Source organism: Yonghaparkia sp. Soil809 (genome assembly GCF_001429705.1).
Classification (GTDB): Bacteria; Actinomycetota; Actinomycetes; order Actinomycetales; family Microbacteriaceae; genus Microcella.
Genome location: NZ_LMSV01000002.1, coordinates 741,119 through 755,703, shown reverse-complemented (window position 1 = coordinate 755,703; position 14,585 = coordinate 741,119). Strand labels below are relative to the sequence as shown.

The window sequence follows — 14,585 nt, the reverse complement described above, 5'->3', positions numbered from 1 at the left end:
GACAGTCCTCCGTGCGCACCCGGTTCCGCAGTGCGCGCTCAGCGTACGTGGCCCGCCTCCACCATCTGCCGCAGCTCGCGCTTCATCTCCTGCACCTCGTCGCGCAGGCGCGCGGCGAGCTCGAACTTGAGCTCGGCGGCCGCCGTGAGCATCTGGGCCGTGAGGTCGCCGATGATCGCCTCGAGCTCGGTGGCCCCTTCGGCCGCCTTGCCCTCGCGGGGGCGGCGCGGCGTGGGCGCGGACTTCCCGCCGCCCAGACCGCGCTGGGCGAGCAGCTCGGCGGTGTCGGCGCCCTCGCGGGCGAGCTGGTCGGTGATGTCGGCGATCCTCTTGCGCAGCGGCGTCGGGTCGATGCCGTTGGCGAGGTTGTACGCGACCTGCTTCTCGCGGCGCCGCGTGGTCTCCTCGATCGCCTGGGCCATCGACGGCGTGACGACGTCGGCGTACATGTGCACAGAGCCGGAGACGTTGCGCGCGGCGCGCCCGATCGTCTGGATGAGCGAGGTCGCCGAGCGCAGGAAGCCCTCCTTGTCGGCGTCGAGGATGGCCACGAGCGAGACCTCCGGCAGGTCGAGGCCCTCACGGAGGAGGTTGATGCCGACGAGGACGTCGTAGACGCCCTGGCGCAGCTCGCTCAGCAGCTCGACGCGGCGCAGCGTGTCGACGTCGGAGTGCAGGTACCGCACGCGCACTCCGGCCTCCGTGAGGAAGTCGGTGAGCTCTTCCGCCATCTTCTTCGTCAGCGTCGTCACGAGGACGCGCTCGTCGCGCTCGACCCGCAGTCGGATCTGCTCGAGGAGGTCGTCGATCTGGCCCTTGCTGGGCTTGACGACGATCTCGGGGTCGACGAGGCCCGTCGGGCGGATGATCTGCTCGACGATCGAGTCGGTGATGCCGAGCTCGTACTTGCCCGGCGTCGCCGAGAGGTAGACCTTCTGCCCCGTCCGGTCGAGGAACTCCTCCCACCGCAGGGGTCGGTTGTCGAGCGCGCTCGGGAGGCGGAAGCCGTGCTCGACGAGCGTGCGCTTGCGCGAGGCGTCGCCCTCGTACATCGCGCCGATCTGCGGCACGGTCACGTGGCTCTCGTCGATGACGACGAGGAAGTCCTCCGGGAAGTAGTCGAGCAGGCAGTTGGGCGGCTCCCCCGGCTGGCGGCCGTCGATGTGCCTGGAGTAGTTCTCGATGCCGTTGCAGAACCCGATCTGCTCCATCATCTCGATGTCGTAGGTCGTGCGCATGCGCAGCCGCTGAGCCTCCAGGAGCTTGCCCTGCCGCTCGAGCTCGGCGAGTCGCAGCTCCAGCTCCTCCTTGATCGTGACGATCGCGCGCTGCATCGTGTCGGGTGACGCGGCGTAGTGCGTGGCGGGGAAGACGGAGACCGCGTCGAGGGTCTTCACGACGTCGCCCGTGAGCGGGTGGAGCGCGTAGAGCGCCTCGATCTCATCGCCGAACATCTCGATGCGGATCGCCAGCTCCTCGTACATCGGGATGATCTCGATCGTGTCGCCGCGCACGCGGAACTTGCCACGCGAGAAGTCGATGTCGTTGCGCTGGTACTGCATGCCGACGAAGCGGCGGATCAGGGCATCCCTCGAGATGCGCTCGCCCACCTGGAGGGCGACCATGGCGTCGAGGTACTCCTCCGCAGCGCCGAGGCCGTAGATGCACGACACCGTCGAGACGACGACGACGTCGCGGCGGCTCAGGAGCGAGTTCGTCGTCGAGTGGCGGAGGCGCTCGACCTCGGCGTTCACCGAGCTGTCCTTCTCGATGAAGGTGTCGGTCTGCGGGACGTACGCTTCGGGCTGGTAGTAGTCGTAGTACGAGACGAAGTACTCGACCGCGTTGTGCGGCAGCAGGTCTCGGAACTCGGTCGCGAGCTGCGCCGCGAGCGTCTTGTTGTGCGCGAGCACGAGAGTGGGGCGCTGCACCTGCTCGATGAGCCACGCGGTCGTCGCCGACTTGCCCGTTCCGGTGGCGCCGAGAAGCACGACATCGGTCTCGCCGGCGTTGATGCGGGCCGCGAGGTCGGCGATCGCCTGCGGCTGGTCGCCGCTCGGCGTGTAGTCGCTGACGACCTCGAAGGGGCGGACGGACCTCGTGGGCTGCATCCCTCCAGACTAGGAGGGACCACCGACAGCGCGCTGGGCGACCAGGCGCTCCCACAGGGCGTCGACCTGCTCGAGCGTGGCGTCCAGCGTGCCGCTTGAATCGATGACGATATCCGCCATCGCGCGGCGCTCGGCGTCGGGGATCTGCGCCGCGACGCGGGCCTCGGCGGCCGCCCGGTCGAGGCCGCGCAGCCGGACGAGCCGCTCGACCCGGACGTCCGGCGGAGCGTCGACGACGACGACGAGTGCGAACTCATCCGCGGCGCGGGCCTCCGCGAGTAGCGGGACGTCGTACACGACGACGGCGTCCGGATCGGACGCGGCGATCGCCTCGACGCGCTCGCGGTACAGTCGCCGGACCTCTGGATGCACAATGGCGTTGAGGTCGCGCCGGTCGACCTCGCTCCCGAAGATGATGGCGCCCAGGGCCGTCCGATTGAGCGCGCCTTCCGCGTCGAGCACCGTCTCTCCGAAGCGCTGGACGACGGCGGAAAGCCCCGGCGTGCCGGGTGCGACCGCCTCGCGCGCCAGCCGATCGGCGTCCACGATGACCGCTCCCAGCTCCGCCAGTCGTGCCGCGACCGCCGACTTGCCCGCGGCGATTCCGCCCGTGAGCCCGATGACCTCCACCCCTCGAGCCTATCCCGCTGACGGCTTCGGCCCCGGCGAGTACCATGTGGCACACCGAGGAGGAGGCGAATCGTGCTCGAAGTCCTGACCGGCACCGGCCTGGCCGTCGCGGCCGGGCTCAACGCCTACATCCCCCTCCTGCTGCTCGGCCTGGCCGGGCGCTTCCTCGACGTCGTGACCCTGCCCGCCGGATGGACCTGGCTCGAGAACGAATGGGTGCTCGGCGGCCTCGCTGTGCTGCTCGTGATCGAGGTCGTCGCCGACAAGGTGCCCGCCGTCGACTCGATCAACGACTGGCTGCAGACCATCATCCGGCCCGCGGCCGGCGGCATCGTCTTCGGCTCGGGAAGCGGAGCGCAGACCGTCGCGGTCAGCGACCCGAGCGAGTTCGTCGCCTCGCAGCAGTGGGTGCCCATCGCCGCGGGCGTCGTGATCGCCCTCATCGTCCACCTCGGCAAGATGGCGGCGCGGCCCGCCGCCAACGCGCTCACAGCGGGCGCGGCCGCCCCCGTGCTGTCGACAGCGGAGGACGTCGGGGCGCTGGGGCTCAGCATCCTCGCCCTGGTCGTGCCGGTGCTCGTCGTCGTCGCGCTGCTCGCCCTCGTCGTCGCGGTGCCGCTCCTCCTCGTGCGCGCCCGGCGTCGTCGTCTCTCCGTCGTCCAGCTCTGAGCAGACCCGGCTCACGCCAGCGCGTCGTCACGGGAACGCGGAACGGGCCGCCCTCCCCGTCAGGGAGAGCGGCCCGCTCGCGATCGGGTCGATGAGACCCGGGTGGCTCAGTCGCCTGTCGTTCAGTTGCCCGAGAGCTTCTCGCGCAGAGCGGCGAGCGACTCGTCGTCGGCGAGGGTGCCCGCGCCGGCCGACTCGGAGCTGAAGGTCGAGCCACCGGGGAGGTCGAGCGTCGACTCCTCCGTGAGGGCCGTGGCGACCTGCTTCTTGTGGGCCTCCCAGCGGGCCTGGGCGGCAGCGTAGTCCTGCTCCCACTTGGCGCGCTGCTCCTCGAAGCCGTCCTTCCACTCGCCCGACTCGGGGTCGAAGCCCTCGGGGTACTTGTAGTTGCCGGCCTCGTCGTACTCGGTCGGCATGCCGTACACCGCGGGGTCGAACTCGGCGCCCTCGGGGTCGACGCCCTCGTTGGCCTGCTTGAGGCTCAGCGAGATGCGACGGCGGTCGAGGTCGATGTCGATGACCTTGACGAACACCTCGTCGCCGACCGAGACGATCTGCTCGGCGAGCTCGACGTGCTTGCCCGACAGCTCCGAGATGTGGACGAGGCCCTCGATGCCGTCCGCGACGCGCACGAACGCGCCGAAGGGGACGAGCTTCGTGACCTTGCCCGGCGCGACCTGGCCGATGGCGTGGGTGCGGGCGAAGACCTGCCACGGGTCCTCCTGCGTCGCCTTGAGCGAGAGCGACACGCGCTCGCGCTCGAGGTCGACCTCGAGGATCTCGACGGTGACCTCCTGGCCGACCTCGACGACCTCGCTCGCGTGCTCGATGTGCTTCCAGCTGAGCTCGGAGACGTGCACGAGGCCGTCCACGCCGCCGAGGTCGACGAACGCGCCGAAGTTGACGATCGAGGAGACGACGCCCTTGCGGACCTGGCCCTTGGCGAGGTTGTTGAGGAACGTGGTGCGGCTCTCGGACTGCGTCTGCTCGAGGAGCGCGCGACGCGAGAGGACGACGTTGTTGCGGTTCTTGTCCAGCTCGAGGATCTTCGCCTCGAGCTCCTGGCCGAGGTACGGCGTGAGGTCGCGGACGCGACGCAGCTCGATGAGCGAGGCGGGGAGGAAGCCGCGGAGCCCGATGTCGACGATGAGGCCGCCCTTGACGACCTCGATGACCTGACCGGTCACGACGCCGTCGGCGTCCTTGATCTTCTCGACGTCGCCCCAGGCGCGCTCGTACTGGGCGCGCTTCTTGGACAGGATGAGGCGGCCTTCCTTGTCCTCCTTCTGGAGAACGAGGGCCTCGACGGTGTCGCCGACGCTGACGACCTCGGTGGGGTCGACGTCGTGCTTGATCGAGAGCTCGCGCGAGGGGATGACGCCCTCGGTCTTGTAGCCGACGTCGAGGAGGACCTCGTCGCGGTCGATCTTCACGACGGTGCCTTCGATGAGGTCGCCGTCGTTGAAGAACTTCAGGGTCTTCTCGACCGCGGCCAGGAAGTCTTCAGCAGAACCGATGTCGTTGATGGCGATCTGCTTGGGGGCCTTGGTCGTTACGGTGGTCATGTAGTGGTTGCTCCGATGCGGACATGGATCGGGCCCGGGGCGACGAGGTGCTGGAAGGTGTCGTCCGGGCGTACGGACAGAACGACGCCAGATTGGCGACCCTCCACCCTATCGCCCCGGCACTCCCCCGGCAAACACGCGATCGGACGACCGCGGCCCCGCCGACCGGTGGTCGACGGGGCCGCGACGATGAGCGGATGCTCGACGCAGGTGAGCGCGACGGCTCAGCCGAGCAGCGCCGACTTCAGCGTGTCGAGGCCGACGCCGCCGAGGTCGAGCGCCTTCTTGTGGAAGGCCTTGTTGGAGAACGCGTCGCCCTCGCGGGCCTTGTACTCGTCGCGGATCTGCTCCCAGATGCGCTGGCCGACCTTGTACGACGGCGCCTGCCCGGGCCAGCCGAGGTAACGGTTGACCTCGAACTGCACGAACCCGTCGTTCATGTTGACGTTCTTGCGCATGAAGGCGAAGGCGTCCTCGCTCGTCCAGACCTTCCCCGTCTCGGGGTGGATCTTGCCGAGGTGCACGCCGATGTCAAGAACGACGCGGGCGGCGCGCATGCGCTGACCGTCGAGCATGCCGAGGCGGTCGGCCGGGTCGTCGAGGTAGCCGAGCTCCTCCATGAGGCGCTCGGCGTAGAGCGCCCAGCCCTCCGCGTGGCCGCTCGTGCCGGCGAGAAGCCGTCGCCACGAGTTGAGCTCGGCGCGGTTGTAGACGGCCTGACCGATCTGCAGGTGGTGGCCGGGAACGCCCTCGTGGTACACGGTCGTGGTCTCGCGCCAGGTGTCGAACGAGTCGACGCCCTCGGGGATCGACCACCACATGCGGCCCGGGCGAGAGAAGTCGTCGGTCGGGCCCGTGTAGTAGATGGCGCCGCCCGGCGTCGGGGCGATCATGCACTCGAGCGCCTTGACGGGCTCGGGGATGTCGAAGTGCGTGCGGGAGAGCTCCTCCACGGCGGTGTCGCTGAGCTGCTGCATCCACTCCTGCAGCGCCTTCCGGCCGTGCAGCTTGCGCGACTCGTCCTTCTCGAGGTGAGCGATGGCCTCCTCGACCGTGGCGCCCGGGAGGATCTCGTTCGCGATGCGCGTCTGCTCCTCGACCATGCGGGCGAGCTCCTGGATGCCCCACTCGTAGGTCTCGTCCAGGTCGATCGTGGCGCCGAGGAAGCGGCGCGACATGAGGCTGTACAGCTCGCGGCCGACCGCGTCCTCCTCACGGGCGGCGGGGGCGAGCTCGTGCTCGAGGAAGTCGCCGAATCGGCCGTAGGCATCGGCGGCCTGCTCGGCGGCGGCGGCGAGCTCCTTCTTGAGACTCTCGGACACCTCGGCTCCGCCGGTGAACTCGGCGAAGAATCCGTCGCGGGCGGCATTGGTGCGCACCTGCGTGAGCACCTCGCGCACCTGGCGGACGGCCGGCGTGTTCTCGTTCGCGATACCCTCGCGCAGCGTCTCGGTGTACCCCTCCAGGGCGTCGGAGACGCGCGTGAGCTTGCGGGCGATGGTCGCCCAGTCCTCCTCCGTCGCGGTCGGCATGAGGTCGTAGATCTCACGGATGCCCTGCGCGGGCGAGGCGAGGACGTTCAGGTCGCGCGCCTCCCACCCGGCCTCGGCGAGCTCGAGCTCGAGGCGGATCTCCGCCGACATGTCGGTGATCGTGACGCGGTCGGTGTCGTCGACGGGAGTGGCGGCCTCGAGCTTCGCGAGGACCTCCCGCCCGGCTGCGTGCATGCGTGCACGGCCCGCGGGCGAGTAGTCCTGGTACTCATCGAGCTTCCCCTCGGCGCCGATGTAGGTGGCGAGCTCGGGGCTCAGGGAGACCAGGGTGGCGACCCACTCCTCGGCGATCGTGTCGACCTCGGTGGGCTGGCGGCTGGCGGCGTTGTCAGTCATGGTCTCGAGCCTAATGCGCCGCGGCATCCCAGTTCGGGCCTGTTCCCACCTGCACGTCGAGGGGGACCGCGAGGTCCGCCGCCGAGCCCATGCGCGCCCGCACGATCGCCTCGAGGTCCTCCCGCTCGCCGGCGGCGACCTCGAAGACGAGCTCGTCGTGCACCTGCAGGAGCATCCGCGATTCGAGCCGCTGCTCGCGCAGGTCGGCGTCGACGCCGAGCATGGCGATCTTCATGATGTCGGCCGCCGTGCCCTGGATGGGCGCGTTGAGCGCGGCGCGCTCGGCGTTCTCGCGCAGCACGCGGTTGGGAGAGTTGAGGTCGGCGAAGGGGCGCCGGCGGCCGAAGATCGTCTCCGTGTAGCCGTCCTCCTTCGCCTGCACGACGACCGACCGAAGGTAGTCGCGCACCGCCCCGAAGCGCGCGAAGTAGTCGGTCATGAGCTGCTTCGCCTCGGCGCTCGAGATGCGCAGCTGCTTGGAGAGCCCGAAGGCGCTCAGCCCGTAGGCGAGGCCGTAGCTCATCGCCTTGACCTTCGTGCGCATCTCGGGCGTCACGTCGGCCGGCTCGACGCCGAAGATCCGCGAGCCGACGAAGCGATGGAGGTCCTCCCCCGTCGTGAACGCCTCGATGAGACCGGGGTCGCCCGAGAGGTGCGCCATGATGCGCATCTCGATCTGCGAGTAGTCCGCGGTCAGCAGGCCCTCGTAGCCCTCGCCGGCGACGAACGCGGCGCGGATGCGGTGGCCGGCCTCGGTGCGCACCGGGATGTTCTGCAGGTTCGGGTCGGTCGACGAGATGCGGCCCGTCGTCGTCCCGGTCTGGTCGTACGTCGTGTGGATGCGGCCGTCGTCGCCCGTGGCGCGCTCGAGCGTCTCGACCATCTGGCGCAGCTTCGTCGCGTCGCGATGCTGCAGCAGCAGGCCGAGGAACGGGTGCGGATGCGCCTCCTGCAGATCGGCGAGGGCCGCGGCGTCGGTCGAGTATCCCGTCTTGGTCGCCCGCGTCTTCGGCATGCCGAGCTCCTCGAAGAGCACCTGCTGCAGCTGCTTGGGCGAGCCGAGGTTCACCTCGCGGCCGATCTCGGCGTACGCCTTCTCGGCGAGGCCCGCCGCGGTCTCGCCGAGCTCGGCGTTGAGAGCCGTCAGGCCGGCGCGATCGACGGCGATGCCCGCGCGCTCCATCGCAGCGATCACCGGGGTGACGGGCAGCTCGATCGTCGTGAGCACGGCCGCGCTCGAGGGAGCGAGCCGCTCGCGCTGCGCACCGACGATGCGGGCGAGGTACCAGGCGCCCGTCGCCGGCGAGAGCGCCGCGGTGTCGGGCACGAGCTGGTTCGGGTCGGGCTCGGGCAGGCTCTCGCCGAGGATGCTCCCGACGAGCTCGGCGAGCGACTGGGTGCTCGACCCTGGGCGCTCGAGCCACGCCGCGAGAGACGCATCCCAGGCGACGCCCGCGAGCGGCAGGCCGGCGGCGGCGAGGATGCTCGTCGCACGCTTGCCGTCGACGACGAGTTTCGGCTCGTCGCTCGCGAGCCACTGCTCGAGGGCGGTGTAGTCGGGGCGGCCCGCGGCCCAGTTGACGTGCACCGTGCCGGCGCCGGCGGCGAGGCCGAAGCCCTCGAGCGAGCCGAGCGGGGCATCCACCACCAGGGCGATCGGATCGCCGGTGGCGACGGCGGCGCGCAGCCACGCCGCGAGCTCCTCGTCGACGAGGGTGCGGACCGCGGGGGCGTCGGCGGCGGCGGACGGAGCCTCGCCGTCAGCGCTCATGTCGGCGCCCTCCGCGGCGGCGATCTTGAGAACGCGCTCGGTCAGGGTGCGGAACTGCAGGCGCTCGAAGACGCGCTTGACCGCGGCGACATCCATGGGCTTGCGCTCGAGATCGGCGGGCGCGACGGGCAGCTCGACGTCGGTCACGAGGCGGTTGAGGCGGCGGTTTCGCTCGGCGCGGTCGCGCTGCTCGCGCAGGTTGTTGCCGACCACTCCACCGATCTCGTCGGCGTGCGCGAGGAGGTTCTCGAGCGAGCCGTACTGCGTGATCCACTTCACGGCGGTCTTCTCGCCGACCTTGTCGACGCCCGGCAGGTTGTCGCTCGTCTCGCCGACGAGGGCCGCGATCTCGGGGTACTGCTCGGGGTTGATGCCGTAGCGCTCGCGCACCGCGTCGGCGTCGTAGCGCTTGAGCTCGGAGACGCCGCGCGCGTTCGGGTAGAGCAGGGTCACGCGATCGTTGACGAGCTGGATCGTGTCGCGGTCGCCCGACACGACGAGCACGTCGAAGCCCTGCTCGCCGCCCTGGTGCGCGAGCGTGGCGAGAATGTCGTCGGCCTCGAAGTCTTCCTTCGTGATCGTCGTCACGTTCATCGCCGCGAGCGCCTCTTGCAGCAGAGGCACCTGGCCCACGAACTCGGGCGGAGTCTCGCCGCGCGTGCCCTTGTACTCGGGGTACTCGCGCGTGCGGAACGAGTAGCGCGAGATGTCGAAGGCGACGGCGACGTGCGTCGGTTTCTCCTTCGCGAGCAGCCCGAGGAACATCGAGATGAAGCCGTGGATCGCGTTCGTGTGCTGGCCGTCATGCGTGACGAAGCTGTCGATCGGCAGGGCGTAGAACGCCCGGAAGGCCAGCGAATGGCCGTCGACGATGAGAAGGGTAGGCTTTGCTGAGTCCGTCACGGGGCCAGCCTAACGGGGCGCTCCGACACCTCAGGAGGGGGCCGGGAGCCGCTCTCCGCGACCTCTTCGAAGGACCTCGATGACGCTGTTCCCCGCCGATCTCGACCCGGAGCTCTACGACCGCCTCATCGCCTCGGGTGGAGGAGCGCTCACCCGCAAGATGGGCATCGAGTTCGTCGAGCTGGGCGCCGAGCGATCGGTGGCGCGGATGCCCGTCGAGGGCAACACGCAGGTCATCGGTCTGCTGCACGGCGGCGCGCACGTCGTGCTCGGCGAGAGCCTCGGCTCGATCTCATCGGCGATCCACGCCGGGCCCGGGCGCTACGCCGTCGGCATCGAGATCAACGCGACCCACTCGCGCTCGACCACCTCTGGCTGGGTCGAGGGCACGTGCACCGCGCTCTCGCTCGGGCGCACCCTCGCGACGCACGAGATCGTCATCCGCGACGAGGAGGGCCGACGGCTCTCCACGGTGCGCATGACGAACATGCTGCGCGACCGCTGAGCGCGCGGGCGCACCGGTTCGACCGCGGGGCGGCCGGCCGCTGATCAGTCGTCGGCAGGGGCCTTCTTGGGCGCATCCTTCTTCGGCGACAGCTGCTCGATGACGGCCTGCGCGACCGCGTGCATCGTCGTGCGGCGATCCATCGACGCCTTTTGGATCCAGCGGAAGGCCTCGGGCTCGGTCAGGCCCATGCGCTCGTTGAGCAGGCCCTTCGCGCGGTCGACGAGCTTGCGGGTCTCGAAGCGCTCGACGAGGTCGGCGACCTCGGTCTCGAGGGTGAGGATCTGCTGGTACCGGCTCAGCGCGATCTCGATCGCGGGAAGCAGGTCGTTCGGGGTGAAGGGCTTCACGACGTAGGCGAGAGCGCCGGCCTCGCTCGCCTGCTCGACGAGCTCCTTCTGCGAGAACGCGGTCAGCAGGACGACGGGCGCGATGTGGTTCTCGCTCAGGCGCTTGGCGGCCTCGATACCGTCCATCTGCGGCATGCGGATGTCCATAACGACGAGGTCGGGGCGCAGCTCGGTCGCGAGCGCGACGGCGGTCTCGCCATCTCCGGCCTCCCCCACGACGTCGAAGCCGTTGTCGCGGAGGATCTCCACGATGTCCATGCGGATCAGCGACTCGTCCTCGGCGACGACGACACGGCGGGGGGCGACGGTGCTCTGTTCCTGGTCACTCACGGAAATGAGCCTACGGTATGGTCGAGCCGTCGGGCCCTGGGCCCGCGCCGGCTTGGCGGAATGGCAGACGCGGCGCACTCAAAATGCGCTGTCCGAGAGGACGTGTGGGTTCGAGCCCCACAGCCGGTACGGTCCGGATCGCGCTCTCACCCGCGCGTCGGCCACGACCAGGCCGCGCCCTCGAGCGGCAGCACCCCGCGCACGGCGGTGGCGAGCCCATGGCGCTCGAGCTCGACCAGGCCTGCGGACGGAGCGAGCGAGCGGACGAGGGGCTCGGCGTGCGAGACGACGACGACCTGCGTCGAGCGCGCGGCCCGCTCGATGAGCGAACCGAGGGCGGGCAGCAGACTCGGATGCAGACTCGCCTCCGGCTCGTTGAGCACCATCAGCCCGGGCGGGCGCGGCGACAGGAGCGCGGTCGACAGCAGGAGGAAGCGCAGCATCCCGTCGCTGAGCTCGGATGCCTCGAACCAGCGCGGCGCACCCGCCTGCCGCAGCCCCACGCGCGCGATGCCGCGGTCGTCCTCCTCGACGACGGCCTGAGCGCCGTCGAAGGCGGAGGCCAGCGCCGACTGCAGAGCATCGGCATCACCGACCCGCATCAGCGTCGCCAGCGCACCGGGGAGAGTGCCGCCGTCGCCGGAGAGGACGGGAGTGAAGGTCGCTGGTCCCGGACGACGAGCGGGCGCGTCCGGGTCGGTGCGCAGAGCGTCGTAGAACCGCCACCCCCGCGCGCGCTCGCGGAGCGCGAACAGCTCCGGCGCGGCCTGCGGGTCGGCGAGAGTGGCCAGCATCGATTCCGTCGCGCTCACCGACCACGGGGCGACCGCGAGGTGGCCGTCGTCGTCGCGCACACGGACCCGGAGCGACCGACGATCGGCGGCGATCGTCGACGGACGCAGGGTCGCCCCCGACCACACCGCCTCCGTCTTCACCTCCGGGTCCAGAGGGAACGGGCTCACCCCCGGTTGCGGCAGCCCCAGGTCGATCGCGTAGGACAGCTCGTCGGCGGCGAACCCGAGTCGCATCGAGACGGGTGCTGCTCCGCGCGAGCCCGCATGGAGCGCGCTGCGGAAGCCTCCCTCGGCGGCCAGAGAGGTCAGCGCGCCCGCTCGGACGATCTCGGACACCAGCCGCAGCGCCCGGTAGACGTTCGACTTCCCGCTGCCGTTCGGGCCCGTCACCACCGTCAGCGGCGAGAGCTCGATGGCCAGGCTCCGCAGGGAGCGGTACTGCTCGACGGCGAAGACACGCAGCATGCCCCCACCCTACGAGCGACCGCCGACTTCGAGCCGGGCCGCCTCCCCCGGCGGCGACTGCGCGGGATCGCGGTGACAGCGACCCTGCCCCGTCGTCGCGCGCGTGCCGGCACGGAGTCTGACCGCACCGTGGATGCGTTCCGATGGTCTCCTGGGAAATCAACCCCGGTGCGGCATCGCTTCGGATGCTCTTGGCTGGAGACAAGAAGGAGGTCCACCATGACGTCAGCCAACGACCGGGACCGCATCGACGGCCCCCGAGAGACCACGCACGACGACCCCCGCATCGACCGGGATCTCGACGGGCGGGACGACCGCACCGAGGCGCTCCACCGGGACCGGATCGACCGCGACCACGACGGAGTCGACGACCGCCGCGAGGCGGCTCCCGTCGTCGCCGACACCGGCCGCCACGGCGCCCCCGACCACGTCGAGGACCCCCGTCTCGTCCAGCGAGAGATGATCGCGCGCGAGAAGGAGGAGTTCGGCGGCATCAAGTGGGGCTCGGCGTTCTTCGGCTGGCTCGCCGCCGTCGGCACCGGCGTGCTGCTCACGGCGCTCGTCGCCGGGACCGGAACGGCGCTCGGTCTCGCGACCGACACGACCGCGGAGGAGGCCGTCGAGGGCGCGGCGCAGGGCACCGACACCGTCGGCATCATCGGCGCCGTGCTGCTCGCGCTCGTGATCTTCATCGCCTACTACGCCGGCGGCTACGTCGCCGGGCGCATGGCGCGCCTCGATGGCGCGAAGCAGGGCCTCGCCGTGTGGCTGTGGGCCCTCGTGATCGCGATCGTCGTCGCGATCATCGGCGCGATCGGAGGCGCCGAGTTCAACATCCTCGCGAACGTCAACGGGTTCCCGCGCCTGCCCATCGGCGAGGGTGAGCTCACCACGATCGGCATCATCACGGCTGTCGTCGTGGCGCTCGTCAGCCTCGGCGGCGCGGTGCTCGGCGGTCTCGCCGGCATGCGCTTCCACCGGCGCGTCGACCGCGCGGGCCTCGGCCTCACTCGCCGCTAGCGGGGTGGTCGCCGCGGCGACCGTGACCTCCGGCAGCGGATGCGCGAACGGGGTGCGACCATCAGGTCGCACCCCGTTCGTGGTCCGCGGACGAAGAGGGATCAGTCGGCGTGGTCGCCGCTCTCCCAGACCGGGGCCTTGGCGTGGATCGCGTCGCCGATCGTGTGCACGCGGATGTCGTTCGTGGAGCCCGGGATGCCGGGAGGGGACCCGGAGATCACGACGACCTTGTCGCCGATCTCGGCGAGACCCGCGTCGAGCAGCGCGACGTCGACCTGGTGGTACATCGCGTCGGTGTGCGTCACGCGCTCCACGAGGAACGACTGGATGCCCCACGTGAGCGCCATGCGGCGCTGGATCGCGGCATCCGGCGTGAACGCCTTCATCGGGATGCGGAACCGCAGCCGCGACATGCGTCGGGCCGAGTCGCCGGACTCGGTGAACACGCACACGTACTTCGCGTCGACGAAGTCCGCGACCTCGGCGGCGGCGAGCGTGATGGCGCCGCCCTGCGTGCGCGGCTTGGTGCCGAGCGGCGGGATGCGCTCGAGACCGTGCTCCTCGGTCGACTCGACGATGCGGGCCATGGTCGACACGGTGATGACCGGGAACTCCCCCACGCTCGTCTCGCCCGAGAGCATGACGGCGTCGGCGCCGTCGAGGACGGCGTTCGCGACGTCGGAGGTCTCCGCGCGCGTCGGGATGGGGCTCGAGATCATCGACTCGAGCATCTGCGTCGCGACGATGACGGGCTTGGCCATCCGGCGCGCGAGCTCGACGGCGCGCTTCTGCACGATCGGCACGGCCTCGAGGGGCAGCTCGACGCCGAGGTCGCCGCGGGCCACCATGATGCCGTCGAACGCGTCGACGATCTCCTCGAGGGCATCCACCGCCTGGGGCTTCTCGATCTTCGCGATGACGGGGATGGTGCGCCCCTCCTCGGCCATGATCTCGTGCACGCGCACGACGTCCGAGGCGTTGCGGACGAACGAGAGGGCGATGTAGTCGGCGCCGAGCTTGAGGCCCCAGCGCAGGTCGTCCTCGTCCTTCTCCGACAGCGCGGGCACGTTGACCGCGACGCCGGGGAGGTTGATGCCCTTGTTGTTGGAGACGGGGCCCGCCACGACGACCTCGGTGCGCACGCGCACGCCGTCGGTGTCGAGCACCTTCACCTTGACCTTGCCGTCGTCGATGAGCAGGAAGTCGCCGGGCTTGACGTCGCCGGGCAGGCCCTTGAACGTCGTGCCGACGAGCTCCTTCGTGCCGAGCACGTCTTCGGTCGTGATCGTGAAGACGTCGCCCTCGGCGAGCTCGTGAGGGCCGTTCTCGAACTTGCCGAGACGGATCTTCGGGCCCTGCAGGTCGACGAGGACCGCGACGGGGCGGGCGGAGTCCTGGGCCGCCTGCCGGACGTTGCGGTAGACCTCCTCGTGCACGGCGTAGCTTCCGTGGCTGAGGTTCATGCGGGCGACGTCGACGCCCGCCTCGATGATGGCTCGGATGTTCTCGTAGCTCGAGGTCGCCGGCCCGAGGGTCGCGACGATCTTTGCTCGTCTCATAACTTCCTTATTCGTGGGGTGGTG

The 14,585-nt window shown here is 70.3% G+C and carries 11 protein-coding genes and 1 tRNA gene; 4 read left to right on the top strand and 8 right to left on the bottom strand.

Annotated elements, in window-relative coordinates; genetic code table 11:
- Nucleotides 1-38: 38 nt before the first annotated feature.
- Complete coding sequence (gene uvrB, locus ASG83_RS11035; protein ID WP_055861249.1) at nt 39-2,111, bottom strand: excinuclease ABC subunit UvrB; 2,073 nt, start codon at nt 2,109-2,111, stop codon at nt 39-41.
- A gap of 9 nt (nt 2,112-2,120) precedes the next feature.
- Nucleotides 2,121-2,741, bottom strand: coding sequence for a dephospho-CoA kinase (gene coaE, locus ASG83_RS11030; RefSeq protein ID WP_055861247.1), 621 nt, complete (start codon nt 2,739-2,741; stop codon nt 2,121-2,123).
- A 72-nt stretch (nt 2,742-2,813) separates the two neighbouring features.
- Here coaE and ASG83_RS11025 point away from each other — a divergent pair, with 72 nt between their 5' ends.
- A complete protein-coding gene (locus ASG83_RS11025; protein ID WP_055861243.1) occupies nt 2,814-3,410 on the top strand; it encodes a DUF4126 domain-containing protein in 597 nt (198 codons plus the stop codon).
- Nucleotides 3,411-3,532: 122 nt separating this feature from the next.
- On the opposite strand, the gene rpsA is transcribed toward ASG83_RS11025, so the two are convergent.
- The 3 genes from rpsA to polA form a co-directional block, all read right to left on the bottom strand.
- Nucleotides 3,533-4,975, bottom strand: a complete 1,443-nt coding sequence (gene rpsA, locus ASG83_RS11020) for a 30S ribosomal protein S1 (protein WP_055861240.1) — start codon at nt 4,973-4,975, stop codon at nt 3,533-3,535.
- A gap of 224 nt (nt 4,976-5,199) precedes the next feature.
- Nucleotides 5,200-6,864 carry a DUF885 domain-containing protein gene (locus ASG83_RS11015; RefSeq protein ID WP_055861238.1) on the bottom strand — a complete coding sequence of 555 codons (1,665 nt, stop codon included), beginning with the start codon at nt 6,862-6,864 and terminating at the stop codon, nt 5,200-5,202.
- 10 nt (nt 6,865-6,874) lie between these two features.
- Nucleotides 6,875-9,538, bottom strand: coding sequence for a DNA polymerase I (gene polA / locus ASG83_RS11010; protein ID WP_055861234.1), 2,664 nt, complete (start codon nt 9,536-9,538; stop codon nt 6,875-6,877).
- A 79-nt stretch (nt 9,539-9,617) separates the two neighbouring features.
- On the opposite strand from polA, the gene ASG83_RS11005 reads away from it, so the two are divergent.
- A complete protein-coding gene (locus tag ASG83_RS11005) occupies nt 9,618-10,043 on the top strand; it encodes a hotdog fold thioesterase (RefSeq protein WP_055861232.1) in 426 nt (141 codons plus the stop codon).
- A 44-nt stretch (nt 10,044-10,087) separates the two neighbouring features.
- Here the strand turns inward: ASG83_RS11005 and ASG83_RS11000 are convergent, their stop codons facing one another.
- Complete coding sequence (locus ASG83_RS11000) at nt 10,088-10,723, bottom strand: ANTAR domain-containing response regulator (protein ID WP_055861229.1); 636 nt, start codon at nt 10,721-10,723, stop codon at nt 10,088-10,090.
- A gap of 46 nt (nt 10,724-10,769) precedes the next feature.
- Between ASG83_RS11000 and ASG83_RS10995 the strand changes: the two genes are divergently transcribed.
- Nucleotides 10,770-10,852 (top strand) — tRNA-Leu (locus tag ASG83_RS10995).
- A 17-nt stretch (nt 10,853-10,869) separates the two neighbouring features.
- On the opposite strand, the gene ASG83_RS10990 is transcribed toward ASG83_RS10995, so the two are convergent.
- Nucleotides 10,870-11,982 carry an AAA family ATPase gene (locus ASG83_RS10990; RefSeq protein WP_055861226.1) on the bottom strand — a complete coding sequence of 371 codons (1,113 nt, stop codon included), beginning with the start codon at nt 11,980-11,982 and terminating at the stop codon, nt 10,870-10,872.
- A 219-nt stretch (nt 11,983-12,201) separates the two neighbouring features.
- Between ASG83_RS10990 and ASG83_RS10985 the strand changes: the two genes are divergently transcribed.
- The gene (locus ASG83_RS10985) at nt 12,202-13,002 is read left to right on the top strand and encodes a hypothetical protein (RefSeq protein WP_055861223.1); all 801 of its coding nucleotides are present in this window, start codon (nt 12,202-12,204) and stop codon (nt 13,000-13,002) included.
- 101 nt (nt 13,003-13,103) lie between these two features.
- Here ASG83_RS10985 and pyk read toward each other — a convergent pair whose 3' ends face one another.
- On the bottom strand, nt 13,104-14,561 hold the full coding sequence (gene pyk / locus ASG83_RS10980) for a pyruvate kinase (protein WP_055861220.1): 1,458 nt from the start codon (nt 14,559-14,561) through the stop codon (nt 13,104-13,106).
- Nucleotides 14,562-14,585 lie beyond the last annotated feature (24 nt).